The organism is Sinomonas susongensis, assembly GCF_005877005.1.
GTDB classification, from domain to species: domain Bacteria; phylum Actinomycetota; class Actinomycetes; order Actinomycetales; family Micrococcaceae; genus Sinomonas; species Sinomonas susongensis.
The window spans coordinates 1-25,273 of record NZ_SSNH01000003.1 but is presented as its reverse complement, the minus strand read 5'-3'; the positions used below and the strand labels follow the sequence as shown (position 1 = coordinate 25,273).

At 69.6% G+C, this 25,273-nt stretch carries 21 protein-coding genes; 7 read left to right on the top strand and 14 right to left on the bottom strand.

Annotated elements, in window-relative coordinates; all coding sequences use genetic code 11:
* Positions 1-125: 125 nt before the first annotated feature.
* The 4 genes from E6A21_RS05395 to speB form a co-directional block, all read right to left on the bottom strand.
* Positions 126-2,192: an MDR family MFS transporter gene (locus E6A21_RS05395; RefSeq protein ID WP_425471520.1), complete on the bottom strand. Its 2,067-nt coding sequence runs from the start codon at positions 2,190-2,192 to the stop codon at positions 126-128.
* Entirely contained in the window at positions 2,173-2,670 is a 498-nt protein-coding gene (locus E6A21_RS05390; RefSeq protein ID WP_138443133.1) for a MarR family winged helix-turn-helix transcriptional regulator, read from the bottom strand. The genes E6A21_RS05395 and E6A21_RS05390 overlap by 20 nt, the downstream gene beginning before the upstream one ends.
* Before the next feature lie 169 nt (positions 2,671-2,839).
* Positions 2,840-4,543, bottom strand: coding sequence for a thiamine pyrophosphate-binding protein (locus E6A21_RS05385; protein WP_138443132.1), 1,704 nt, complete (start codon positions 4,541-4,543; stop codon positions 2,840-2,842).
* Positions 4,540-5,568, bottom strand: a complete 1,029-nt coding sequence (gene speB / locus E6A21_RS05380; protein ID WP_138443131.1) for an agmatinase — start codon at positions 5,566-5,568, stop codon at positions 4,540-4,542. The genes E6A21_RS05385 and speB overlap by 4 nt, the downstream gene beginning before the upstream one ends.
* Before the next feature lie 227 nt (positions 5,569-5,795).
* Between speB and E6A21_RS05375 the strand changes: the two genes are divergently transcribed.
* Together E6A21_RS05375 and E6A21_RS05370 are read left to right on the top strand one after the other, a co-directional pair.
* Positions 5,796-7,772, top strand: a complete 1,977-nt coding sequence (locus E6A21_RS05375; RefSeq protein ID WP_138443130.1) for an APC family permease — start codon at positions 5,796-5,798, stop codon at positions 7,770-7,772.
* 384 nt (positions 7,773-8,156) lie between these two features.
* On the top strand, positions 8,157-9,008 hold the full coding sequence (locus E6A21_RS05370) for a DUF559 domain-containing protein (protein ID WP_138443129.1): 852 nt from the start codon (positions 8,157-8,159) through the stop codon (positions 9,006-9,008).
* Positions 9,009-9,215: 207 nt separating this feature from the next.
* On the opposite strand, the gene E6A21_RS05365 is transcribed toward E6A21_RS05370, so the two are convergent.
* Positions 9,216-9,791 (bottom strand): helix-turn-helix domain-containing protein, encoded by a 576-nt coding sequence (locus tag E6A21_RS05365; protein WP_138443128.1) that lies wholly within the window; start codon positions 9,789-9,791, stop codon positions 9,216-9,218.
* A gap of 261 nt (positions 9,792-10,052) precedes the next feature.
* Between E6A21_RS05365 and E6A21_RS05360 the strand changes: the two genes are divergently transcribed.
* A complete protein-coding gene (locus E6A21_RS05360) occupies positions 10,053-11,174 on the top strand; it encodes a VIT1/CCC1 transporter family protein (protein WP_138443127.1) in 1,122 nt (373 codons plus the stop codon).
* A gap of 53 nt (positions 11,175-11,227) precedes the next feature.
* Here E6A21_RS05360 and E6A21_RS05355 read toward each other — a convergent pair whose 3' ends face one another.
* The 3 genes from E6A21_RS05355 to E6A21_RS05345 all read right to left on the bottom strand — a co-directional run bounded on the left by E6A21_RS05355 (position 11,228) and on the right by E6A21_RS05345 (position 14,919).
* The gene (locus tag E6A21_RS05355; protein ID WP_138443126.1) at positions 11,228-12,352 is read right to left on the bottom strand and encodes an LOG family protein; all 1,125 of its coding nucleotides are present in this window, start codon (positions 12,350-12,352) and stop codon (positions 11,228-11,230) included.
* A gap of 25 nt (positions 12,353-12,377) precedes the next feature.
* Positions 12,378-13,547 carry an N-methyl-L-tryptophan oxidase gene (gene solA, locus E6A21_RS05350; RefSeq protein ID WP_138443125.1) on the bottom strand — a complete coding sequence of 390 codons (1,170 nt, stop codon included), beginning with the start codon at positions 13,545-13,547 and terminating at the stop codon, positions 12,378-12,380.
* A 271-nt stretch (positions 13,548-13,818) separates the two neighbouring features.
* Complete coding sequence (locus E6A21_RS05345; protein ID WP_138443124.1) at positions 13,819-14,919, bottom strand: Gfo/Idh/MocA family oxidoreductase; 1,101 nt, start codon at positions 14,917-14,919, stop codon at positions 13,819-13,821.
* 129 nt (positions 14,920-15,048) lie between these two features.
* Here E6A21_RS05345 and E6A21_RS05340 point away from each other — a divergent pair, with 129 nt between their 5' ends.
* Entirely contained in the window at positions 15,049-16,083 is a 1,035-nt protein-coding gene (locus tag E6A21_RS05340) for a LacI family DNA-binding transcriptional regulator (RefSeq protein ID WP_138443123.1), read from the top strand.
* On the opposite strand, the gene E6A21_RS05335 is transcribed toward E6A21_RS05340, so the two are convergent.
* Both E6A21_RS05335 and E6A21_RS05330 read right to left on the bottom strand, forming a co-directional pair.
* The gene (locus E6A21_RS05335; protein ID WP_138443122.1) at positions 16,080-17,093 is read right to left on the bottom strand and encodes a sugar phosphate isomerase/epimerase family protein; all 1,014 of its coding nucleotides are present in this window, start codon (positions 17,091-17,093) and stop codon (positions 16,080-16,082) included. The genes E6A21_RS05340 and E6A21_RS05335 overlap by 4 nt on opposite strands.
* Positions 17,090-18,277, bottom strand: a complete 1,188-nt coding sequence (locus tag E6A21_RS05330) for a Gfo/Idh/MocA family protein (protein WP_138443121.1) — start codon at positions 18,275-18,277, stop codon at positions 17,090-17,092. Before E6A21_RS05330 ends, E6A21_RS05335 begins: the two co-directional genes overlap by 4 nt.
* A gap of 155 nt (positions 18,278-18,432) precedes the next feature.
* On the opposite strand from E6A21_RS05330, the gene E6A21_RS05325 reads away from it, so the two are divergent.
* From E6A21_RS05325 to iolB, 3 genes are all read left to right on the top strand, one after another.
* A complete protein-coding gene (locus E6A21_RS05325; protein WP_138443120.1) occupies positions 18,433-19,452 on the top strand; it encodes a LacI family DNA-binding transcriptional regulator in 1,020 nt (339 codons plus the stop codon).
* Between the two features lie 190 nt (positions 19,453-19,642).
* A complete protein-coding gene (locus E6A21_RS05320; protein ID WP_138443119.1) occupies positions 19,643-20,383 on the top strand; it encodes a GntR family transcriptional regulator in 741 nt (246 codons plus the stop codon).
* A gap of 42 nt (positions 20,384-20,425) precedes the next feature.
* Entirely contained in the window at positions 20,426-21,349 is a 924-nt protein-coding gene (gene iolB, locus E6A21_RS05315; RefSeq protein ID WP_138443118.1) for a 5-deoxy-glucuronate isomerase, read from the top strand.
* Positions 21,350-21,787: 438 nt separating this feature from the next.
* On the opposite strand, the gene E6A21_RS05310 is transcribed toward iolB, so the two are convergent.
* The 4 genes from E6A21_RS05310 to E6A21_RS05295 all read right to left on the bottom strand — a co-directional run.
* On the bottom strand, positions 21,788-22,669 hold the full coding sequence (locus tag E6A21_RS05310) for a sugar phosphate isomerase/epimerase family protein (protein WP_138443117.1): 882 nt from the start codon (positions 22,667-22,669) through the stop codon (positions 21,788-21,790).
* Positions 22,666-23,691, bottom strand: a complete 1,026-nt coding sequence (locus E6A21_RS05305) for a Gfo/Idh/MocA family protein (RefSeq protein ID WP_138443116.1) — start codon at positions 23,689-23,691, stop codon at positions 22,666-22,668. The genes E6A21_RS05310 and E6A21_RS05305 overlap by 4 nt, the downstream gene beginning before the upstream one ends.
* A gap of 41 nt (positions 23,692-23,732) precedes the next feature.
* On the bottom strand, positions 23,733-24,662 hold the full coding sequence (locus E6A21_RS05300; protein ID WP_138443115.1) for a sugar phosphate isomerase/epimerase family protein: 930 nt from the start codon (positions 24,660-24,662) through the stop codon (positions 23,733-23,735).
* 29 nt (positions 24,663-24,691) lie between these two features.
* Positions 24,692-25,273 (bottom strand): aldehyde dehydrogenase family protein (locus E6A21_RS05295; RefSeq protein ID WP_138443114.1); only part of this gene is annotated, 582 nt, incomplete at its 5' end.

Below are 25,273 nucleotides of genomic sequence, written 5' to 3'. Positions count from 1 at the left end.
CGCAGAGCAGGTCCAGATTAGACCCGAGCAGGAGCGCCGGGGATCCTCCCTAGGGAGTAATTCGAGAGGCTGCGGACGATATCCGTCCGCAGCCTCTCGAATTCGTGTTTGAGAACAAAAAGGGCTCAGTTGGCGCTATGCCGCCCGCGGGTCGCGAGGTAGAGCGCGGCCTCCTTCTGGAGCTCCCGCTCGGCGTCCAACTCCTTCTTGATCCCGCCGAGGGCCTTCGCCGTTTCCTCCTGCCGCTCAGCCGTCGCCTTCTGCTGGTCGGCGAGCTGCTGCTGGACGGCAAGCTGGTCCGCGATGCGGGACATGACCGTCGCGAGCTTGGCCTGCTGGACCGCGAGGAGGCGCTGCGTCTCCTGGAGCGCGGCGAGGGTCTCGGCGTCCGTGAGCTGGACGTCCGCCACCGCGGGCTCGTCGGCTTCGGCGAGGAGCAGCTGCAGCTCGTTCTCGAGCTCCGACCCGTCGCCGAGCTCCTGCGAGCCAGCCAGCGCCGCTCGGATCGCCGCCCGGCGCATGGGCGGCAGAGTGCCGGGAGCGGACCACGGCGAGCTGCTCGCCTCGGTGGGACCGTCGTCGTCCGCCTCGTGACGGGCGACGGCGGGTGCCGCGGCGGCGGAGGGTGTGCCGCCGGCGACGGCCTTGGACGCGTCGACGATGTCCACGGTGCGGCGCAGCGGGACCTCCTTGATGAAGAGGACCGCGAGGAACGCGACGACGCCGATGATGCCCGCGATGAGGAAGGAGCGTGCCGACGCGTCGCCGAACGCGCTGCGGACGATGTTCGCAATCGGGGCGGGCATGTCGTTGAAGTCGAGGCTCGCACCGCCAGTCGAACCAGCGGGGAGCTTGATCCCCTTGGCCGCAAGGCCCTGGGTGATGAGATCGGCCGAGCGGTTGTTGAGGACCGTGCCGAGGACCAGGACGCCGATTGCGCCGAAGACGGAACGGAAGAACGCGACCGTTGAGCTGGCCGTGCCGATGATCGCCACCGGAACCGTGTTCTGGACCGCGAGCACGAGGTTCTGCATCGTCATGCCGAGCCCGAGTCCGAGCAGGGCCGAGAAGATGCCGGTGACCGTGAGGTTCGTGGTGTGGTCGATCGTGCCGAGGAGCCCCATGCCGCTCGCGATGAGGAGGGTACCCGTGACGAGGTACGCCTTCCACTTGCCGAAGCGCGAGATGAGCTGGCCGCTCGCGACCGAGCCGACGAAGTTTCCGGCGATCATCGGGAGCGTCAGGAGGCCTGCCTCGGTCGGCGTCGCGCCGCGGGCCACCTGGAAGTACTGGCCCAGGAACGAGGAGGACGCATACATCGACACGCCGACGGCGGACGACGCGATGACGCTGAGCGCGGTCGTGCGGTTCGCGAGGATCTTGAGCGGGATGATCGGCTGCGCGACCTTCGACTCGACCAGCATCAGCAAGACGACTCCGACGAGCGCGCCGCCCACCATCGCGGCCGTCTGCCAGGACCACCAGTCGTAGTAGCCCGCCTGGCCTGCGAAGGAGACCCACACGAGGAGCGTGCTGACCGAGGCAGACAGGAGGATGGCACCGAGCCAGTCGATCTTCGCGGGGCGGCGGACGTGGGTCAGCTTGAGCGTCACCTGGATCAGGATGAGCGAGATGATGGCGAGCGGGACGCACACGAAGAAGGTCCAGCGCCAGCCGAGGGGCGAATCGACGATGAAGCCGCCGAGGAGCGGGCCGCCGGCCGTGCCGACGGCCATGACGGCGCCCATGTAGCCCGAGTACCGGCCGCGTTCGCGCGGCGGGATCATCGCGCCGATGATCGCCTGGGCGAGCGCCATGAGGCCGCCCATGCCGATGCCCTGGACGACGCGCGCGGCGATCATCTCGGGGATGCTCTGCGAGATGCCGGCCACGACTGAGCCGATCACGAAGATGATGATGTTGAGCTGGGTCAGGAGCTTCTTGTCGAAGAGGTCAGCGAGCTTCCCCCAGATCGGGACGGTCACGGCGCTCGCGAGGAGCGAAGCCGTGATCACCCAGGCGAAGTCCGTCTGGTTGCCCTTGAGGTCCGACATGATGGTCGGGAGGGCGTTCGAGACGATGGTGCTCGAGAGGATCGCCGTGAAGAACGCGGCAAGGAGGCCTGTGAGGGCCTCGAGGATCTGTCGGTGCGTCATCTGCGGTGCCGGTGCGTCAGCGGGCAGCAAGAGCATTCTCCTTCTGTTCGTGGTCGGTTGCGAGGGCGACGGCGGGCTTGTGGGCCGCCTGCCGGATTGTGTCGGTGAGCCTCCGGATGGAGTCCGTGCACGAGGCCGCGTCGGACTGCTCCCAGCCCGCGAGCATCTCGAGGAGCACGGCGATCCGCGCATCCTCGACCTCCGCGAGCTTGGCTCTCCCGCTCTCGGTGAGTTCGAGCAGCTGGGCCCGGCGATCCTCGGGGTCGGGGCGTCGCGCGACGAGTCCGCGTTCCTGCAGCTCGTTGATCTGCCGGCTCAGGACCGGCGCCGTCACGTTGAGCTTCTCCGCGAGGTCGACGGCGCGGCCGCCGAATTCGCCGATCACGCGGAGCACGCCCGCCTCGGCTGCCCCCAGGTCCCCGGACCTGCGTTCCTGGACGAGGCACCGCAGGACGCGCTGGAGGTCGAAGACGCTGTGGATCAGGTCTCGCGCTGTCTGCGATTCGACGGGCATGGTCACTTCCCTCGGTTGATTGCTTGTAGCAACTATATAATGAAAAGGTTGCTTAGGCAAACTATGTGATGAAGGCCATGCGGCCCCGGCGCCGCACCCTTAACCGCCAAGGGCCACGTCCCGCTCACTGGTGAGCGGGACGTGGCCCTTGGCGGGTCGGGGCGCTGGGCTAATGCACGTCGAGGTGCGTCGGGGCGAACATCCTGAGCTGCGTCTCCACGACGACGACGTTCGGCCCGTCCGCGGCCAGGCCCTCCTCGAGCGCCCCCCGCACGTCCTCGGGCGCGACCTTACGCGCTGGCACGCCGAACGATTCGGCAAGCTTCACGAAATCGGGCCGCGCGAGCTCGGTGGCCGTGGCCTTGCCGAAAGCGCCGATCATGTACTCGCGCAGGATGCCGTAGCCGCCGTCGTCGACGATGAGCCATGTGACGGGCACGTTGTGCTGGCGCGCCGTGGCGAGCTCGCTGATCGAGTACATTGCCGAACCGTCGCCCGAGACCGCCAGCACGCGCGACGGCCGGCCGATGGTCTCGAGGCCCACCGCGCCGCCGATCGCGGAGGGGAAGCCGAAGCCGAGGCCGCCCGCGCCCTGGGCCGAGTGGAACTGGCCCTGCCGGGCGTCCCAGCAGCTCCACCCCCAGTAGGCGGCGATCGTCATGTCCCAGAAGGTCTGCATGTCGTCCGGCACCGCGGCCCGCACGTCCGCCATGAAGCGGAGCTCCTTGCCGAGATCCTGGGATTCGAGGCGCGCCCGGACGGCCGCGAGCGAATCCGCGACGAGCTGTTCCGGCGCCTTCCCGTGCCAGTCCGGCTCGGGCGCCCGCCCGCCGGTCCGCTCGAGGGCGGCGTCGAGCGCCGTGTTCAGAGCCGCAAGGGCCTGGCCGGCGTCCGCGCGGATACCGAGGCCGGGGCGGTTCGACTCGAGGACGCGGGGCTCGGCGTCGATCTGGATGATGCGTCCGCGGGGCTCGAACGTGAAGTAGTTCGACGTTACCTCGCCGAGCGAGGAGCCGACGACGACGAGCACGTCGGCGTCCTCGAGCACGTCGGTCATGTGCCGGTCCTCGACCCACGACTGCAGCGAGAGCGGGTGCGTCCAGGGGAACGCACCGTTGCCGCCCGGAGTGCAGATGACAGGGGCGCGGAGCCGCTCGGCGATCTCGAGCAGAGACTTCTCGGCGTGGCCGCGCCGGGTTCCGCCACCCGCGATGATCGCCGGTCGCTCGGCTGCCGCGAGCCACTTCACGGCCTCGCGCACGAGCTCGACGCGCGGCGGGTTGTCCGCGGCCACCGCGAGGGCGTCCTCGACGGGCGGGACCACGATCGGGTCGAGCAGGACGTTCTGCGGGATCTCCACCCACACCGGACCCTGAGGCGAGGAGATCGCGTCGGTCCACGCGTCCTGGATCGCCGACGGGATGCCCGAGGCATGCTGGATGAGGCGCTGGCTCTTGGTCACGTTCGCGGCCGAGGCCTTCTGGTCGTCCAGCTGGTGGAGCATGCCCTTGCGCCGGGCGCCGAGGCCCTCGAGCGGTATCTGGCTCGCGATCACGACCATCGGAACGCCCGTCGCGTACGCCTCCTGAAGGCCGGCCAGCGACGTGAGCGCCCCGGGGCCTGTGGAGAGGAAGAGGACGCCGACCTCGCCGGTCGCGCGGGAGTAGCCGTCGGCGGCGAACGCCGAGTTGTTCTCGACGCGGCTCGAGACGAACTTGAGGCTCCCCCGGCCCATGGCGTCGAACAGGCCGAGCGCATGCTGGCCCGGGATGCCGAACACGGTCTTCGCGCCGAGGGCCTCAAGCGTCTCGACGACGAGGTCGCCGCCGTTGCGGTACTGCTCCCGCTGCTCGGCCGCCGTTCCTGCGCTCACTGGGCACCCGCCGTCGTGCGCTGGCCTGCCTGCCCAGCGCGCTCGGCGCCGCCCCCTGCCTTCGGCAGCTCGCTCATGAGGGAGACGAGGTCGTAGGCGACGTGGCTCGCGGCAACCCCCGTGATCTCGGCGTGGTCGTAGGCCGGGGCGACCTCGACGACGTCGGCCCCGACGAGGTTGAGCCCGCGCAGCCCGCGGAGGACCTCGAGGAGTTCGCGGCTCGTGATGCCGCCGGCCTCGGGCGTCCCGGTGCCCGGTGCGTGGGCCGGGTCGAGGACGTCGATGTCGACCGAGACGTACAGCGGCCGGTCGCCGATGCGGTCGCGGAGCTTCGCGACGACCTCGCGGACGCCCTGGTAGTAGACGTCGGACGAGGTCACGATGCCGAAGCCGAAGCGCCGGTCATCCTCGAGGTCGCGCTTGCCATAGAGCGGTCCGCGGGTTCCCACGTGGCTCAGGGCGTCCGTGTCCAGGATCCCCTCCTCCACGGCCCTGCGGAACGGGGTGCCGTGCGTGTACTCGGCGCCGAAGTAGGTGTCCCACGTGTCGAGGTGCGCGTCGAAGTGGAGGAGGGCAACGGGGGCGCCGGCCCGCTCGGCCGCCGCGCGGAGCAGCGGGAGCGCGATCGTGTGGTCGCCGCCGATCGTGAGGAGGCGGGCGCCGTCGGCCGTGAGGTCGAGGGCGTCCTGCTGGATGGACTCGATCGCCGCGTTGATGTTGAACGGGTTCACGGCCATGTCCCCCGCATCGGCGACCTGCGCCTCGGCGAAGGGAGACAGGTCGAGGGCCGGGTTGTACGGGCGGAGGAGGCGGCTCGCCTCGCGCACGTAGGTGGCGCCGAAACGCGCGCCGGGCCGGTAGGAGACGCCGCTGTCGAAGGGGACGCCCACGATCGCGACATCGGCGCGCTCGACCTGGTCGAGGCGCGGAAGCCGGGCGAACGTCGCGGCGCCGGCGTAGCGGGGGATGCGGGACGAGTCGATCGGTCCGATCCGACCGTTGTCCTCGATGCGCAGCTCTTCCAAGGGGTACCTCCAGAGTTCTTGCCGTTGTGATTCACACTACAGCAGAGTTGCCTTTCATGCACCACTTGTTTCCTTCGGGACGTACGACGGCGACGCTCCCCTATCGGTTCAAACCTCCCCAGCACTGTGAGACGCGCGACATCGGCAGTTAAGGATGCGTAAAGGCTCCCTTCCCGGCCGTGACCCGGCCCTAGTGTCCCAGAGGACATCCGGAAGAAGCAGGAGACATGACAACACTGACAAGGCCGCCGGCCGAACCATCGGAGCGCGAAACGCGCACCGCCGGCGGGTTCCGCGCTTGGCTCCTCGAGGGAATGCCGGAAGCCTCAGGCCACCACCCCGGGCCGCACGGCGTCCCCAAGGACGAGCACAGGCCGTCCTCGTGGTGGAAGGTCATGTGCCTCACCGGCGTCGACTACTTCTCGACCCTCGGCTACCAGCCGGCCATCGCCGCCGTCGCGGCGGGGCTGCTCGCGCCCATGGCGACCGTGATCCTCGTCGCCGTCACCCTCGTCGGCGCCCTCCCCGTGTACCGGCGGGTCGCGAGGGAGAGCCACAAGGGCGAAGGCTCCATCGCGATGCTCGAACGCCTCCTGCCCCGGTGGGGCGGCAAGCTCTTCGTCCTCGCGCTCCTCGGCTTCGCCGCGACCGACTTCATGATCACCATGACGCTCTCCGCCGCCGACGCGAGCGCCCACCTCATCGAGAACCCCTTTGCGCCGGAATTCCTCCACGGGCAGCAGATCATCATCACCCTCGTGCTCATCGCGCTCCTCGGCGTCGTGTTCCTCAGGGGCTTCCGCGAGGCGATCAACGTCGCCGTCGTGCTCGTGGGGCTGTACCTCGTGCTCAACGCGATCGTCATCTGCGTCGCGATCACGCACCTGTTCACCGACGGTGTCGCGGTCGGCAACTGGTGGTCCGCCCTCACGACGCAGCACAGCAACCCGCTCGTCATGGTCGGAATCGCGCTCATCGTCTTCCCGAAGCTGGCCCTCGGCCTCTCCGGCTTCGAGACGGGCGTCGCCGTCATGCCTCAGATCAAGGGCAGGCCGGACGATACGGAGGCAGACCCCAAGGGGCGCATCCGCGGCACCCATCGCCTCCTGACGACGGCAGCCGTCATCATGTCGGCCTTCCTCATCACCTCGAGCTTCGTGACCATCCTGCTCATCCCCGAGCAGGAGTTCCAGCCCGGTGGAAAGGCAGACGGGCGCGCCCTCGCGTTCCTCGCGCACCAGTACATGGGCAACGGCTTCGGGACCGTGTACGACATCTCGACCATCGCCATCCTCTGGTTCGCAGGGGCCTCCGCCATGGCCGGCCTGCTCAACCTCGTCCCCCGGTACCTCCCCCGCTACGGCATGGCACCCGCGTGGACCCGGGCCGTCCGCCCGCTCACGCTCGTCTTCACGGCGATCGGCTTCCTCATCACGTGGATCTTCGAGGCCAACGTCGACGCGCAGGGCGGCGCCTACGCCACCGGCGTCCTCGTCCTGATGACCTCCGCGGCCATCGCCGTGACCCTCTCCGCGCGGCGCAAGAAGCAGAAGCGGCTCACGTGGTTCTTCGGTGCCGTGAGCGGCGTGTTCGCCTACACCACCATCGCGAACGTCCTCGAACGTCCCGACGGCATCCGCATCGCGGCGCTGTTCATCCTCGGGATCATCGTCGTGAGCTTCGCCTCGCGCGTGCGCCGCTCCTTCGAACTGCGGGCCACCCTCGTGCGGCTCGACGAGCAGGCGCTCGAGTTCCTCGCCGAGGTGGACCAGGGCCCCATCCGGCTCATCGCCCACGAGCCGAAATGCCTCGACGCCGATCGGTACCGGTCCAAGCTCGCGCATGCCGGGGCCGCGAACCACCTGCCCGTGGACGCCGACGTCCTGTTCATCGAGGTCGTGGTCGACGACAGTTCCGAGTTCGAGCAGGAGCTCGACGTCCGCGGCATCAAGCGCCACGGCTTCAAGGTGCTCGAGGTGCACTCCAACAACGTGCCCAACACCCTCGCCGCGATCCTGCTGCACCTGCGGAACGTCACCGGGCTCATGCCGCACATCTACTTCCGGTGGACCGAGGGCAACCCGGTCATGAACCTCACGAAGTTCGTGTTCTTCGGCGTCGGCGAGATCGCTCCCGTGACACGCGAGGTGCTGCGAGAGGCAGAGCCGCGCCTGACCGAGCGCCCCTGGGTGCACGTGGGCTGACCGGCACCCGGCGCGGCTGGCCATACCGGGGCACCGTTCGCCGCCCGGGCCGCCCGTCCCGCCGCCGCCCCGCCCGTCCCGCCACCGCCCGTCCCGCCCGGCCCGCCGCCGTCCGTCCCGCCCGTCCCGCCGCCGCCCGTCCGCCGCCGCCCGTCCCGCCGCCGCCCGTCCCGCCCGCCCGCCCGTCCCGCCCGGTTGTCGGTTCCCAACCGGTCGGGAGGCGGCGCGTCCGGCGCGGACACAGGGTCTCGAGCCCGAGAAACGGGCAGGACGGCCCGCACCGGCCGGAACCGATTCCTCCCCCACAGCACCGGTAATGGCGTGTCGTCCACAAGGGGCCGGAGGCAAGCCACCCGTTCAGCTCCGCCGTGGCCTGCTGGAGGGATGGATCCCCTTCAGCTCCTCCACTCACTCGGCGGCGTCGCCCGCTCCTCGACGCTCCGGGAGGCCGGGCTCAGCAAGCACGACCTCAGGCTCCTCGCGGCGCAGGTGCGGAAGCCCAAGCGGGGACTCTACGCATTGCCCGAATGCCGCCAGGACTTCCTGACCGCCCTGATGCACAACGCCGTCCTGACCTGCGCGTCCGCGGCCGAGGAGTACGGCCTATGGTTGAGGAATCCCTCTCCCCGACTGCACCTTTCGTGCGAGCACGGCCATGTGCCCGACGTCCGGAGCCTCAGGTCGCAGCCCACGGTCCACCGTGGCGCACGCTACCCGCCCCACCACACGTTGCCGATCGCATCCCTCGAAGACGTCGTCTTTCATGCCCTCCGCTGCCTTCCAGTGAACGCCGCCGTGCCGCTCGTCGCCTCAGCGCTGCGCCAGTACGGCCTACGGCGTGAACTCCTCGAACAGGACCTCGCGGCGCGCAAATGCGGCACTTCCCTGCGGCGTCTACGATTGGTCGACACGCGGGTGGAATCGCTCCCCGAAGCAGAGGCCTTCCTCCTGCTCGCTGAGCTAGCTGGCGAATTGGGGGTCGAGGTCGTGCCGCAGGCCCTCGTGCCAGGTGTGGGCCGGGTCGACTTCCTCATCGCCGGGTTCCTCATCGTTGAGATCGACGGCGTGGCCTACCACTCAGATCGGGCGTCCGTGCGGAGGGACCGACGCCGCGACAACTCGGCCATTCTTGAGGGCTACCTCCGCCTTCGCTATCTCCCCGAGGAGATCTGGACCGACCCCGAACGGTTCGTCGCGGAGGTCAGGACTGCACTGACGGGCCGGCCGACGCGATGAGGGCGACGAACGCCCCGAGCACGTTCCTCCAGCCCGGGTATTGTTCCCCGACCGGCCGCACACCGGCGTGTCTCGGGGACGCGCCGGGGCGGTGGCCGAGAAGTGGGCTGGACGAACATCGCCAGCGCCGGCTCGGGTCACACAAGCCCGGACGCAGCTTCGAACAAGGCCGGACGCGGCTCGCACGCGCCCGGACGCGGCCAGAGGCTAGCGGCTCGCGGCCGGAACCAGGACCCAGAGGACGGTCGTCGGCTTGTCCGTCGGGTTGACCCACGAGTGCGGCTCGCGGCCCGGGAAGGTGAGGGTGTCTCCTGCGGAGAGCTCGTACCGGTCGTTCGTCATGACGAGCTCGATCCGGCCGCGCACCACGTGGAGCACGTCGACGTCGCAGTCGACGGCATAGAGCTCCGACTCCCCTTTGCCCCGCGGCTCGATCTCCGCCTGGATGATCTGGAGCCGCCGCTCGGACCGGGCAGTCAACAGGCGCTCGACGATGCCCTCGCCGCCGAGCGAGATGCGTGGGGCCTCGTCCGCACGGGTGAGGTGGGTCTCGGGCGTCGCGAAGAGCTCCCCGATCGGGAGCGAGAGGACCTGGCAGAGGGTCACGAGCGAGGAAACGCTGGGCGAGGACTCGTCCCGCTCGACCCGGCTGAGGAAACCCTTCGAGAGTCCAGCAGCCTCGGCCACCTGCTCGATTGTCATTCGCTGGGCTTCACGGGCAGCGCGGATCCTGGAGCCGATCGCGATAGCGACATTGCTCGGTTCGACCGGCAGGGCTTTCATGGGTCGCCTCTCTGGGATCCGGCAGGGGCCAACGCCGCCTGCGCTTGGTGATCGAGTTTATAGGACAACACCCGATGCCTGCTGGGAATCACTCGCCCGGACCGGCACTCCGGAAGGAGATCAGGGCAGCCTGACGAGATGTGACCTTTGAGGCGCACCGAAGTCTCAAGCGAGGGCCGACCGGCCGAAAAACCGCGGAAATGCGGGCTAAAGTGTCATGGGCAAAGGGGCCGCAGAAGAGCCATCCAGCCCAGGAGCACCATGCCGACCACGAGATCCTCGGAAGCCGACCACAAGCCCGAACACCCGACCTCGGCGGACTACCGTCGGTGGCGGCAGTACCTCGCCGACGAGCGGGCCGAGGCTTCGATCTACCGTTCCCTCGCTGAGCGCCGCGAGGGCGAGGAGCGCGAGATCCTGCTCGGACTGGCCGATGCCGAAGGCCGGCACGAGGCCCACTGGAGCGCCCTGCTCGGCGATCAGGCCGGAAGGCCCCGCCGCCCATCCCTCCGCAGCCAGCTCCTCGGCTTCCTCGCCCGGCATTTCGGTTCCGTGTTCGTGCTCGCGATGGCGCAGCGCGCGGAAAGCCGGTCGCCGTACTCGACTGATCCGTTCGCGACTCCCGCCATGGCGGCCGACGAGCGGATCCACGAGGAGGTCGTGCGTGGGCTCGCCGTCCGAGGGCGTACGCGCCTCTCCGGCTCGTTCCGGGCGGCGGTGTTCGGCGCCAACGACGGCCTCGTCAGCAACCTCTCCCTCGTGACCGGCATGGCTGCCTCGGGAGTCTCGAGCCACGTCGTGCTGCTCTCCGGCGTGGCCGGCCTGCTCGCGGGAGCCCTCTCAATGGGGGCGGGCGAGTACATCTCCGTGCGTTCACAGCGCGAGCTGCTCTCGGCGTCGCGGCCCACACAGGTGACCCTCTCGGCGGCCCCCGCCCTCGACCTCGACCAGAACGAACTCGTGCTCGTGTACAAGGCGCGCGGCATGAGCCAGGCCGCGGCCGAGCACCGAGCGGCCGAGCGCCTTGGCTACTTCACGTGCGACTGCGACCCGAGCCTGTCGCTCCAACCCGAGCGGGCGGACGCGGACGACGAACACGAGGCGATCGGCTCGGCCTGGCAGGCCGCGGTCAGCAGCTTCTGCTTCTTCGCCTCGGGCGCCATCGTGCCGATCCTGCCGTTCCTGTTCGGAATGGTCGGGATCCCGGCGCTCGTCGTGGCCGCCGTCCTGGTGGGCTTGGTGCTGCTGGGGACGGGCGCCGTCGTAGGCCTGTTGGCCGGGGCGTCCCCGCTCTGGCGGGCCGTGCGGCAGCTCCTCATCGGCTTCGGCGCGGCGGCCGTCACCTACGTGCTGGGGTGGATCTTCGGGGCCGTCATCGGCTAGAGGCCCCGCGTGGGGCCGGCTCTGCCGGGCCCCGCCCGCGCGGGACCCCTCCTTCACCCGAGCGCCGCGACCGCCTCTTCGACGGAGTCCACGAGGTGCAGGCGGTCGGCCATGCCACGCTCGCCCGCAAGGCTGCGCAGCAGCGGCCACGCCGGGAGCTCCTCGCTCCAATACCGCTTCCCGACGAGGACCATCGGGTTGATCGCCTCGGGCGTCGCGTAGAAGTTCTCGCACGCGTCCTGGAAAACCTCCTGAACCGTCCCGGCCGCCCCGGGAAGGAACACCACTCCCCCGTTGGCCTTCTCCAGCAGCACAGCCTCGCGGACCGCGTTGGCGAAGTACTTCGCAATATGGGTCGCGAACATGTTGGGCGGCTCGTGGCCATAGAACCACGTCGGGATGCCGAGGCTCGGAGTCCCGCTCGGGCAGAGGCCGACGACGGCGAGCGCGGCTCGCGCCCAGGCGCTCACCGAGGGCCGGAAGCCGGGGACGAGCGAGAGGCGCCGGAGGGACTCCTCGAGGGCATCCTCGGGCTGGCCCGAGAGGTAGGCACCGAGATTGGCGGCTTCCATCGCACCCGGGCCCCCGCCCGTGGCGACCACGAAGCCCGCCCGCGCGAGGCCGCGCCCGAGGCGGGCGGCGTCGTCGTACGCCTGGCTTCCCCGCAGTCCAGCGTGGCCGCCCATGACGCCCACGATCTTCCGCCCGCCGAACGGCCCCTCGAGCGCCCCCTGAAGCGACTCGCCGATGTGGTGGTCGTGCAGGGCGACCGACAGTGCACTCGCGACGCCGGCCCGGCCCTGCTGCTTGGTCCACGCGTAGATGAGGGCGTCCGGGGTCTCCTCATAGGGACGGGACTCGACACCCTCGTACAGCTCCTGTCCTGTGTAGAGGCCGGGGCGGTACGGGTTGAAGGGCAGCCCGGGGATGGCCGGGAAGACGAGCGCGCCCCTCGCACGGAGCGACTCCTCCATCCCGGGCGAGAGGGTGCAGCCGAGGAAGACTGCGCCCGAGGGGTCCAGGGCCTTGAGCGGGGCCGAACGGCCGGAGAAGTCGATGGACTGGAGGTGCCACCCGGACATGCGGCGGGCGCCCTCGGCCACGAGCCGGTCGAACTGCTCGAGCGATTCGACGTCGAGCGTGCGTGGCATGGGGCCGAGCGCGGGAGTCGCATTCATGGGGACAGACTAGCCAGATCGATCCTCAGCCGAGCCGGAAGACGGGCTCGAAGCCCGGGTCGGCGATGGCCGGGCGACGCAGGGAGAACGCCTCGATCGGGAGCGACGCCGTGCCGTCCGTGAGCAGCTCGGAGAGGATCCGCCCGACAAGGCTCGCGAACTTGCCGGCGTGCCCGGCGCCGTTGAAGACCGCGACGTGCGGGGCGTGGGGAAGGGTGTCGAGGACGAAGTCGCGGTCGGGGGCCATGTCGTACACGCACGTCCTGTTCGCGTAGACGGGGCCGGCCGCGGCAGGCAGGTACCGTTCGAGGAAGCCCCGCAGGATCGCGGCCTCGTCGTCGTCGCCCTCGAAGACCCGCTCGCCGCTCTCGATGAACCGTCCGCGCATGTCCCGCGCGAGCTTCACCCCCGGTTCGCCGTACACCGGGAAGCCGTAGAAGGCCTCATCGCCGTGGAAGATCCAGACGGGGAACTTGGAGGGCGTGAAGTCCGCGAGGTGCTGGGACGTGAAGTAGCTGACCTGCTCCTGCGAGAGAGTGAGGCTGTAGTCGAGGCCGAGGTCCGGCATGAGCTCCCCGAGCCAGGAAGCGGCCGCCACGACGAGGTTGTCGGCGTCGAAATCGCCGCGCGCAGTGCGCACCGTGACGCTCTCGGGCCGGACGACGACGCCCGTCACCTTCGTCCCGGGCAGGAACTCGACACCGTGGGCGAGGGCGAGCGACGTGTGCGCAGCCACGCTCTTCCGGATGTCGATGAGTCCGCCGGACTCCTGGTACATGCCGGTCACATCGTCGTCGATGTTCCACTGCGGGTAGCGGGCCCGGATCTCCCGGGCCGTGAGGTCTTCGTACGGGATGCGCTCGGCGGCGAGCGCCGCCCGGTACGCGCCGAGCTCAGCGAGGCTGGCCCCGGCTGAGGTCGCGAGGTCGAGGCCGCCGGTCTTGACGTACAGCTGGAGGCCGGAGCGTTCCTCGATCTCCTGCCAGGCCTCGAACATCGCGGGCGTGAGCTTGGTGTAGTCGGTGCTGTGGTAGGCATGGCGGATGATGCGCGAGGCGTCGCCGGAGGAGTTGAGCGTGTTCACGAGGTCGAACTGCTCGATCACGAGCACCCGGGTCCCGGGGCGCCGGGACAGCCAATAGGCCGCCGCCGAGCCGATCGCGCCGGCACCGATCACAAGGTGCGTGTAGCCCATGCCTCTCCTCTCGCGAGCCCCCGCCGCGAGGGGCCGGAACTATCCTCCCAGAAGTACCCTGCCCTTCGGACTCGACCCCGCGCTGGAGCGCGGGGTGATGTCCGAAGGGCGGGGCGCGGCGTCATCCGGCGGGAGGAGGCTCAGCCCCCGAAGGCCGCCCGGAACGCCTCGAGCGCGTCCTCTGGACCGCCCGAAGCGCCTCGAGGCCGACCGCCCCCTCGTAGCCGGCCTCGCAGGTCCGTGAACATCATCTCGGCGCACACGGCGAGCCTCATGCGCGGTCCGTTTCACGCGACGCGACCGTGCCCACCAAGGCCGCCTGCCCCGTCTCGATCGACTCGAGGCAGGCGCGGGCGACGGCGAGCGCGCGCCTTGCGTCGTCGAGACCGGGGGTGAGCTGAACACCGTGGTCCGGGGCCTCGCCCCCGTCGCGCTTGGCCCGCACGTGCGCAGCGAAGTCGGCGAGCTCGGCGGTGTAGGCATCGGCGAAGAGCTCGATGTTGAGGCGGGGGGTCGCTGCTGAGAGGCCCTTCGCGCCGAAGCGGACGGCCGCCGTCTCGGTAGCACGTCCGGCCTGGACCATCCCGCGCGAGCCGAAGACCTCGCCCCGGACGTCGTAGCCGTAGAGGGCGGAGAAGCTGGCCTCCGCCACGGCGATCGCGCCGTTCGAGTAGCGGACCGTCACTACCGCGGTGTCGAGGAAGCCGGTCCCCCTGAGCTGCGGCTCGACGAGGGCGTCGGCTGCAACGTGGACGCTCACGGGCTCCGCTCCCGAGTTGTACCAGTTGAGGGCGTCGAAGTCGTGGATGAGCGTCTCGAGGAAGATGGTCCCTCGCGGCACGCGTTCGGCGTTCCGGATGCTTCCCGTTCCGGGATCCCGGGTGAGCGAGCGGAGCAGCTGTGGGGTGCCGACGACGCCGTCCGCCACGTCCCGCCGGGCGGCGAGGAAGTCTGCGGCGTAGCGGCGGTTGAACCCGATCTGCCAGTGGATCCCCGCCTCGAGAGCGGCCTGTTCGACACGGGCGAACTCGTCGAGGTCGAGCGAGGCGGGCTTCTCGCAGAACACGTGCTTGCCTGCACGGGCAGCGGCGACGGAGAGCTCTGCGTGGAAGCGGGCGGGCCCGGCGATGACGACGGCGTCGATCTCGGAGTCGGACATCAGGTCCCCGGGCTCGGGGGTGACGCGGGCGACGCCCAGCTCGGCTGCGAGCGACTGCGCCACCTCGAGCGCCGGGTCGGCGATGGCCACGAGGCTCGCTTCGTGGATGCGCTTCGCGAGGCTGTGGGCGTGGAATGCGCCCATCCAGCCTGCTCCGATGAGGCCGACGCGGACGGGCTCGGGGCGTTCGGACGCGACAGGAAGGTACGTCATGGTTGATCCTCTCGGAACAGCGGACTAGAACGATCTAGAAGATTGCTGGGCACAGTCTTGCACGCCTCCAGACTGACTCGCTAGATCGTTCTAGTACACTGCTCGGAGGAGTCGAGACGGGAGGCACCAATGACCAAGCGGGCGACCCTCGCCGACGTCGCCGCCGCGGCGGGCGTCTCGCGAGCCCTCGTCTCGATCGTCATGAGGGGTGCGCCGGGCGCGAGCAAGGTGACACGTGAACGCGTTCTCGCCGCCGCCGCGAGCCTCGATTACCGCCCGGACACCCGCGCGCGGCTGCTCCGCAGCGCCCGCAGCCATCTGCTCGGCGTCGTGTTCGACGTCGACGGCCCGTTCCACTCCGAGCTCGTCGAAGCCCTCTACCCGGCCGCAGCCGCCCGCGGGTTCGACGTCACCCTGAGCGCCCGGGGACCGCGCCGCGACGAAAGCGAGGCAGCCCGATCGCTTCTGGACCTCGGGGCAGAGGCACTCCTCGTCCTCGCGCCGGACTCGACGCCGGAGGCGCTCTCGGCGCTGCCGGTCCCTGTCGTCTCGGTCCTGCAGCCCCAGTCCGATCCTCGCCTCTCAAGCGCCGCCACGGACGACGCCGCCGGGATCGCACTCGCCGTCGAACACCTCCGCGGGCTCGGGCACCGCCGGATCGCCCACGTCGACGGAGGCAGGGCCGTCGGGAGTGAGGCACGCCGCTCGGCGTTCGCCCGGCTCGCGGCGGATGACGGCGCAGAGCCCCTCGTGTTCCCCGGCGGACCCTCTGAAACCGACGGGATGGGGGCCGCGAGGACCCTCCTCGCACTCCAGGCCTTGAGCTCCCCGGCCGAGCTGCCGACCGGCGTCGTCGTCTTCAACGATGACGCCGCCCTCGGATTCCTGCACGTGCTCGGCACCGCAGGGCTCGACATCCCAGCGGACCTCTCAGTCGTCGGATACGACGACTCACGTCTCGCGGCCCTCGCCCATGTGAGTCTCACGAGCGTCCGCCAGGACCCTGACGCGCTGGCGGCCGCGGCAGTCGATGCCGCAGCCGCAGCGTTGGACGGGCGCCGTGCCCACACCCTCGTGCCACCATCGCTCACAGTCCGGTCGAGCACGGGCCGCCCGACCGCCGGGAGCCGGGAAACGCGCGGCCGCCACCCGTCGGGAAGCTAGGCCTCCGCCAGAACCCCGACCGACTGGGCGGCCTCGAGCAGCACACCCGCGGCCACTTCGAGCCCTTCGATACGCCCGAGGGAGACGTCCTCGTGCTCGATGTTGACCATCATGTCCGAGTCCACCTCATGCAGGGCGCGGAGGAACTCGGCCCAGTAGGCGGCGTCGTGCCCGCGTCCGAGGGCGACGAAGTCCCACGCCGAGTCCCTGGGCCACTCGTTGGCCCATTCGTCGCCGCCGAGGTTCGTGCGGGGCTCCTCGGGAGACAGCCGGCGGAACCGGTTGTCCAGCACGCCGTAGAGCTTCGCGTTCTCCGGGTTGATCCGCACGTCCTTGGCCGCGGCGTGGAAGACGAGCGGTCCGAGCTCGCGGACCACGGCGACCGGGTCCATCTGCTGCCAGAAGAGGTGCGAGGCGTCGAGTTCGACGCCGACATGGCTCGCCTTGGTGAGCTCGACGAGCCGGTAGACGTCGGCCGTGTTGAACACGAGGTTCTGCGGATGCAGTTCGAGTGCGACCTTCACGCCGTGATCCGCAGCGAAGCGGTCTGTCTCGCGCCAGAACTCGGCGGCGATCTCCCACTGGTAGTCCAGGACGGCGAGCGCGGCGGAGTTCCACGCGTTCACGATCCAGTTCGTCACCGTCGCTCCAGGCTCGCCGCCGGGGAGGCCGGACATGGTCACGACGCGGTTCTGGCCAAGGCGCTCCGCGAGTCGGATCGAGCGGCGGATGTCTTCGGCGTGCTTCCCGCCGATCTCGGGCTTGGGGTGCAGCGGGTTGCCGTTGCAGTTGAGCCCCGCGATCGAGACGCCCGTCCCCTCGAAGACGCCGAGGTACTCGTCCCGAGCGGCATCCGAGACCAGGATGTCGTCGAACGTGGGCACGTGGACCGCGGGGAGGAACCCGCCGGTGTTGATCTCGATGCCGCTCAGGCCGAGGCCGGCAATGACCTCGAGGGCCTCGGGGAGGGAACGGTCGTGCAGGATCGCGTTGTAGACACCCAGCTTCACAGCGAGACCTTCTTTCCATTGTTCTGTGCGGACTCGGTCACGGCCGCGAGGACTTCCATGTTGCGCACGCCGTCATCGAACGTCGCGCACCGCGGGAGCGATTCGGACTCGGGAACGCCGGCGACCTCCTCGAGGAACGCGCGGGCCTGGTAGGCGAAGGCCTCGTTCTGCCCGAACCCGACGCTGGGCGCGTCCATCGGAAGGCCGCCCGCAATGTAGGGGTGCTCGGGGCCCAGGATCACTTGACGGTAGCCGTTCTGCACGGAGGGGCCGTCCGAGAGGAACAGGCCGATCTCGGCGGGGCGGCGCTGGTCGAAGAGCGCGGCGCCGTTCTCGCAGAACACCTCGAACATGAGCGAGTTCGCGTGGCCGGCGGCGACACGGGAGACGGAAAGGGACCCGATGCACTGTTCGAACTCCGCGGAGAAGGCGGCGACGTCGTCGTTCTCCACCGCCTCGAAAGCGTCGCTCACTGCCGCATGGTCGTGGCCCATGACGGCCCCGAGCGGGAGCGGCCGCTTGGCGATCGCGGTGGAGAGCTGGCCCCCGGAGACGGTCTGGATGTCCCCGCACAGGAACTCCCCGACGTAGGCCAGATGGCTTCCGACGTCGGCGAGGGCGCCCGATCCAGGACCGCCCTTGTACCGCCAGCTCATCGGTGCGCTCGGGCTGCAGCCGTAGTCGGTCCAGTACCGTCCGCTGAAGTGGAGCGGACGCCCGAGGGTGCCGTCCTGGATCAGTTCGCGGATCGCTGCGATCCCGGGGGTGCGGCGGAACGTGAAGCCGATGCGGCCCAGCGTCCCTGCCGCCTCGGCGGCGCGGGCGGCGTCGGCCATCGCGCGGGCATCCCCGAGGGTGTCCGAGAGCGGCTTCTCGCACAGGACGTGCTTTCCAGCAGCCAGGAGGCCCTCGACCACCTCGCGGTGCAGCGCGTTCGCGATGACCACGCTCACGACGTCGATGTCCTCGGCCTCCGCGATGGCCTGCCATGACGCGTCGTGGCGCTCGTAGCCGAAGCGTCGGGCGGCGGCCCGGCCGAACTCGGCGTTGACGTCCCCGATCGAGACCAGGCGGATCTCGGGCAGGGTGGGGCGGTAGAGCGTGCTAGCGGCACGGTAGGCGGCGGCGTGGGCCTTGCCTGCCATGCCGGCGCCGATGACGGCGACGCCGAGGGACTCGGACATGGTCTCTCCTTTGAGGCGGGGCGGTGATTGAGGAAGTCTGGGATGAGGGCGGCTTTTGGAGCGCTCCACAAACGAGCATAGGAAGGACACATTGTCCTGTCAATAGGGTCGTGGCGTGCGACGACGGCCCCTCACGCGGGTGCCATGATGGTCGCGTGACGACGAGAGACTCCCCCGCCCGCCCGACGATCTACGACGTCGCGCAGCGGGCTGGGGTCTCCAAATCCCTCGTCTCCCTCGTCCTCCGAGGGGCGCCCCATGTGAGCGACGCCCGCCGTGATGCGGTGCTCATGGCCATCGAGGAACTCGGCTACCGGCCAAGCCGTGCCGCGAGCGCCCTCGCCAGCCAGCAGACCCGCTCGGTCGGCGTCCTCATCGACGACTTCCGCAACCCCTGGTTCGTCGAGCTCCTCGCGGGCCTGCGCTCAGTGCTCGATCCCGCCGGCTACACCGTGAGCGTCGCCGACTTCCAGCTCGAAGCCGCCTCTGGACGCAACCCGGTGGACGGCTTCCTGGCCCAGCATGTCGACGCCCTCGTGCTCGCCGCCGAGCCCGACGCCGCGCTGCTGAAGAACGTCTCCGTGCCCGTCGTCGTCGCGGGCGTCCGCGAACTCGGCCCGGCCACGCTTCCCGACGCCGACGTCGTAGCGGGCGACGACGAGCGCGGCGGTGAGCTTGCCACACGCCACCTGCTCGGGCTGGGGCACCGCACGATCGGACATGTGAGCGGTCGGGGCGGGCCGGCGGCACATCGTCGCCGGGGCTACGAGCGGTCCATGCGGCAGGCGGGGCTCGAAGCGATCGTCGCTGGGACCGACCGCGGAACGGCGGAGCCCGACGGCTACGCGGCCGCCGTCGAACTCTTCAAGGAACAGCCGGGCCTGACCGCGATCGTCGCCGCGAACGACGTGATGGCCATCGGCGCCCTCGCCGCGTTGGACGAAAGGAGGCTTGCCGCGCCGAGCGGGATCGCCGTCGTCGGCTACGACAACTCGCCGCTGGCCGCCTACCGCCACCTCGCGCTCACGAGCGTCGACCCCCACAGCCGGGAGATCGGCGCCGAGGCCGCCCGCACCCTGCTCGCCCGCCTCGCGGACCCGGACGCGCCGCCCAGAAGAGCCCTCCTCGAGCCAACCCTCGTGGTCCGGGCCTCAACCAGCCCGCCGAGGCCTTAGTACTGACATGCTTCCGATCACGTCACTTCGTGGCTCATTTGTCACCCCGGAGCGACAAGGGCCGAGCGGCCGGCCCTGCTCAAAATGCCTGACATCGAGCGGTCACAAATGCTAAGATCAATGCAGGAGCTTTGTCCTATCAAATAAACATACGAAGCCGGGTATTCACCGCCCAGCCCAAGGAGGGGTCATGGCGACCAGCCTCAACATCCCCATCGACCGCTCATCCCCCGTCCCGCTCTACCATCAGGTCGTGCAGGGCATCGAAGGGATGATCCGTACCGGCGCGCTCGAGCCGGGGTCCAAGCTCGAGAACGAGATCGAGCTCGCGGCGCAGCTCAATCTCTCCCGCCCCACGATGCGCAAGGCCATGGACGAGCTCGTCCGTGCGGGGCTGCTGGTCCGCAAGCGCGGCGTCGGAACCCAGGTCGTCGCGAGCCAGGTGCGTCGCCATCTCGAGCTCTCGAGCCTCTACGACGACCTCTCGCGCGGAGGCCAGAAGCCGACAACCCGGGTCCTGGCGTTCAGCCACGGCCCCATCGAGGACGAGATCGCCGATACTCTCCAGCTGCTGCCCGGAGTCGGCGTCTACCACTTCACCCGCCTCCGCTCGGTGGGCGAGAAGCCGCTTGCCCTCATGGAGAACTGGGTACGGGACGACATCGCGGAGCTCACGGAGGAGGGGCTCCGCCAGCGCGGCATGTACCAGATCCTGCGCGAGGCAGGCGTGAACTTCCGGCTCGCGAACCAGCGCATCGGGGCGACCGTCGCCGATGACTACCAGGCCGAGCTCCTCCAGACCACGCCCGGATCCGCGCTCGTCACCATGGAGCGCACCGCGGTCGACGACACAGGGCGCAACGTCGAGACCGGTCGGCACGTGTACCGCGCCGACTCGTACAGCTTTGAGATGACCCTGGTCCAGCGCTGACTTCCCCTGGATTCGGATCACAGACAGGAAGGAAAACACCCTATGGCAGAGTGGGTCTACCCTCTGGGCTCGGCTTCCGAGGGCGCCTGGCAGGTTTCGCTCGGCGCCCATGACAGCAGGCTCGACGTCGACGGCTGGGAGCATACGGGCATCAAGGTCGCCGAGCTCGCGCCGGGCGCGAGCGTCTCCCTCGAGGCTGCCGGCGAGGAGCGCATCGTGGTTCCCCTGGACGGAGCCTTCAAGGCGGCGGTCGACGGCGAGGAGCACACCCTGCGCGGGCGCGACTCCGTCTTCGCTGGCCCGAGCGACGTGCTCTACACCGGAGTCGGTCGGGCCGTGGAGATTTCGAGCGCTCAGGGGGGCCGGGTCGCCGTCGCGCTCGCCCCAGCCAAGACCGAGTACCCGACCCGCCTCGTCAGGGCCGAGGAGACGCCCGTCGAGCTTCGCGGCGCTGGCAACTGCTCGCGGCAGGTGCACAACTTCGGGACCCCGGCCGCCCTTGAGGCCGACCGCTTCATCGTGTGCGAGGTCATCACCCCCGCCGGCAACTGGTCCTCATACCCGCCCCACAAGCACGACGAGGAGAAGGACGGCGAGACCTTCCTCGAGGAGATCTACTACTTCGAGACCCGCCTCGCCCCGGGCTCCCTCACCGCCACCGCCGCCGAATCGGGGGAGGCCGACACCGCTGGCAAGGACCCCGTCGGCTACGCGCGCGTATACGCCTCGGACGACCGGCCGATCGACGTCAACGCGGAGGTGCGGACCGGGGACGTCGTCCTCGTCCCCTACGGCTGGCATGGTCCCGCGATGGCCGCGCCGGGCTACGACCTCTACTACCTCAACGTCATGGCTGGCCCCGGCCGGGTGCGCGAATGGCTCATCAGCGACGACCCCCACCACGGCTGGATCCGCAGCACGTGGGAGGCCCAGGACATCGACCGCCGCCTCCCCTTCACCGCCTGACCACCGTCTCGGGTACACCAACCCACCCCCCTCACCCGTCTCGGGTACACCAACCCACCCCCCTCACCCGTCTCGGGAACACCAACCGCACGATGTCGGAGAGCACGACGGCGGGTGCCCGGCCCCTCAAGGCCCGGCACCCGCCGTCGTGCTTGAAGCGAAGTGACATTGGCGCACCCGAAACGCCCTGAGGAGCGAATATCTGTACCCGAGACGAAGGCGGAGGGTGGGCCGCTCCCTTCCTGTGGCGACAGGACCGACCGCCGGGGCGTAAATCCCAGAACGACACAGACCGCCGGACCCTAATGGATCCGGCGGTCTGTGTTGGCGTACCCGAGACGCCTTGAAGAGGCGTTAGCTGTACCCGAAACGGATGCAGGGGCGGTTAGCTGTACCCGAAACGGATGCAGGGGCGGTTAGCTGTACCCGAGACGGGGTTTAGGGGCGGTTAGCTGTACCCGAGACGCGGTCCTTGATGGTGCGCAGCTGGTAGCGCGAGACCTCGTCCGCGTTCTCGTCCTCGGCGAAGACGCTCGAGACCATGACAGTGTCCTCGCGGTCCAGAAACCCGATCTCGCCCAGGCCGCCGAAGAACTCGTCCCAGTTCACGTCGCCGTCGCCGATCTTGAGGTGCTGGTGCACCCTGACGGGGTTGCCGGGCGGATTAGTGATGTACCGGAGGCCATGCGAGGCGTGGTGGTCCATGGTGTCCGAGACGTGGACCACGCGCAGGCGATCCCCCGCCGCGCGCATGATCTCGAGCGGCTCGTCCTTCATGTGGAACGTGTGCGACGCGACGTACACCATCCCGACGTTCGGGGAGTTGAGGCCACGGATCACTCGCAGGGCGGCGAGGCCCTCCTCGACGAAGTCGTCCGGGTGCGGGTCGATCGCCACGTGGACGCCCTCGCGCTCGAAGATCGGCAGGAGCTCCTCCATGGACTTGTAGAAGCAGGCCTCGGACTCCTCCGGCTTCTCCGGCCGCCCCGAGAACTCGGTGTTCATCTGGTTCGCACCGAGGTCCACGGTGATCTGGATCGCCCGCTTCCAGTAGCGAACGGCGGCCTCGCGCAGCTGCTCGTCGGGCCCGGACCAGCGGAGTACCGGCAGCACGGAGGCAACCTCGACGCCGGCGTCGGCGCATGCCTTGCGGAACTGGCGCACGAGCTCGTCGTCGGCCTTCGGGTGCGTGAAGAACGGAATCATGTCCCGGTGCGGGGTCAGCTGGAGGTACTCGTACCCGAGATCGGCCGCAAGGGCCGGGAACTCGAGCAGCGAGTGCGTGGCATGGAACGGAGTGGGGTCGAGTGCGATCTTCACAGGGCGCTGCCCCCGTACAGGGCGGGCTTCTCGTTGAGCACGACGGCGACCTTGTCGCCGCTCTTCTGCGCCTCCACGCCGGCCTCGCAGCAAGCGGCGGTCGCGTAGCCGTCCCACGCAGAGGGCCCGCCGATCTCGCCGCGAAGGGCTGCGTCGACCCACGACTGGACCTCGCGATCGTAGGCGGCACCGAAGCGCGCCTCGAACCCTGGCGTGACCTCGCCGCCCCAATGGCCCGCGCGGCGGAGGTACGGCCCGGTGTCGCCCCCGATCTCGACGATGCCGTCCTCGAACGCGGCCTCGGTCGCGACCTGGTATCCGAACTGGGCGTTGACGAAGATCTCCACGTCCGCGAGGACGCCTGACGTGGTCTCGATGAGGACGTGCTGGGGGTCGTGCTGCCCGTTCGGTGCCTTCGAGGTCGACTTGCCGAGACGCACCTGCACCGACGTGATCTCCTCGCCGGTCAGGTAGCGGATGACGTCGAACTCGTGGACGACGGAGTCGTTGATGAGCATCTCGTTCGTGAAGCCAGCGGGGGTGTCCGGGTTGCGGTGCCGGCAGTGGAGCATGAGCAGCTCCCCGAGCTCTCCCGACCGGACGAGCCCGCCGAGCTGCAGGTATTCCTGGTCGAAGCGGCGCATGAAGCCCACCTGAATGCGCTGGCGGCCCAGCTTCTGCTCGGCCTCGACGATCTTCCACGCAGACGCGGCGTCAGGAGTGAGCGGCTTCTCGCAGAGGATCGGGATGTCGCGCTGGAGCGCCTCGAGGAGGGCCTGCTCGTGCAGGAACCCGGGAGTGGCGATGAGGACGGCGTTGACATCCCCCGCTTCGTACGCCTCGTCAGGGGTCGCGAAGGCCCGTGCCCCGGGGATGCCCTCGACCGCGGCCTTGGCACGGTCCAGGTCGATGTCGACGACGGCGGCCACTTCGGCGCCGTGGATGCGCGTGTGCAGGCGCTGGATGTGGTCGGCGCCCATACGGCCGGCGCCGATGACGGCGACGCGCAGGTTCTCAGTCATGGAATGAGCCTTTCAGAGAGGGTCCGGCGTGGACCGAGGGGTCAGGAGACGCGGGTCCGGGAGCCGCACGAGAGGAGGTAGCTGCGGGTCCGCTTCGCGATGGGGAGCGGGACGTCGAATGCGACGGGGTACATGTCCTGCTCCACGATGCCGAAGATCGGACGGCCGAGGCCTTCGACGGCCTCGATGACCTCGCGCAGGTCGGGAAGGCCCGACGGCGGCTCGGCCATGACGCCCGCGAGGTTCGCAGCCGCCCAGGTCAGGTTCTCGGCCCGGACCTTCGCGAGGACGTCCGGATCGATCTGCTTGAGGTGCAGGTAGCCGATGCGCTCGGGATACTTGCGGATGAGGTCGACACTGCTCGCCCCGCCGTACTCGGCGTGCCCCGTGTCGAGGCACAGGGTGAGCAGCTCGGGATCGGTGTTCTCGAGCAGCCGCTCGATGTCCGCCTGCCCCTGGACGTGCGAGTCCGCATGCGAGTGGAACTGCTGCTTGAGCCCGAACTGCTCGCCGAGCCGCCGGCCGAGCTCATCGTGGCCCTTGAACAGCGAGTCCCACTGCTCAGAGGTGAGCACCTCGTTCTCGACGGCCTCGCCCGTCACGTCGTCGCGCCACATGGCGGGGATGACGACAATGTGCTCGCCGCCCATGGCGGCGGTCAGCTCGGCGACGCGGCGAGCAGGCTCCCACGCCTCCTCGAACGCTGCGTCCTGCGGCCGCCCACCCCTATGGAACGCGGTGAACACGGTTCCCGCCGAGACCCGGAGGTCGCGGGCCTTGAGCTCGTCGGCGAGCCGCGAGGGATCGGTCGGGAGGTAGCCGTACGGCCCCAGCTCGATCCACTTGTACCCAGCCTCGGCCACTTCGTCGAGGAAGCGCTCCCAGGGGATCTGCTTCGGGTCGTCGGCGAACCAGACTCCCCACGAATCCGGTGCGGTGCCGATGATGAGCTTGTTCTCGATGTCGGTCATCGGTTGCCTTTCAGCGTTGGCGCGCACGCCTAGTTGGAGGGGAAGTTGTAGGAGGCGCCGGAGGCGTGGGTGGGTTCGGGCCAGCGTTGGGTGACGACCTTGGCGCGGGTGTAGAAGGAGACGCCTTCTTCGCCGTAGATGTGCTTGTCGCCGAAGAGGGAGTTCTTCCAGCCGCCGAAGGAGTGGTAGGCGACCGGGACGGGGATCGGGACGTTGACCCCGATCATGCCCACGTGGACCCCGCGGTGGAACTTGCGGGCGTTGGAGCCGGAGGAGGTGAAGATCGCGGTGCCGTTGCCGTAGGGGTTGGAGTTGATCAGCTCGATGGCCTCCTCCACGGTCTGCACCCTCACCACGCCCAGGACCGGGCCGAAGATCTCCTCGGTGTAGGCGGCCATGTCCGTTCCCACGTTGTCGATCACGGTGGGCCCGAACCAGAACCCGTCCTCCTTGCCCGGGACGGTGAACTCGCGCCCGTCCACGACCAGGTCCGCCCCGGCCTCGGCCGCGGAGGTCACGATCGACTTCATCCGCTCCTTCGAGGCCGCGGTGATGACCGGGCCCATCTCCGCCCCCGGGTCGGTGCCCTCGGCGACCCTGACCGCCTCGGC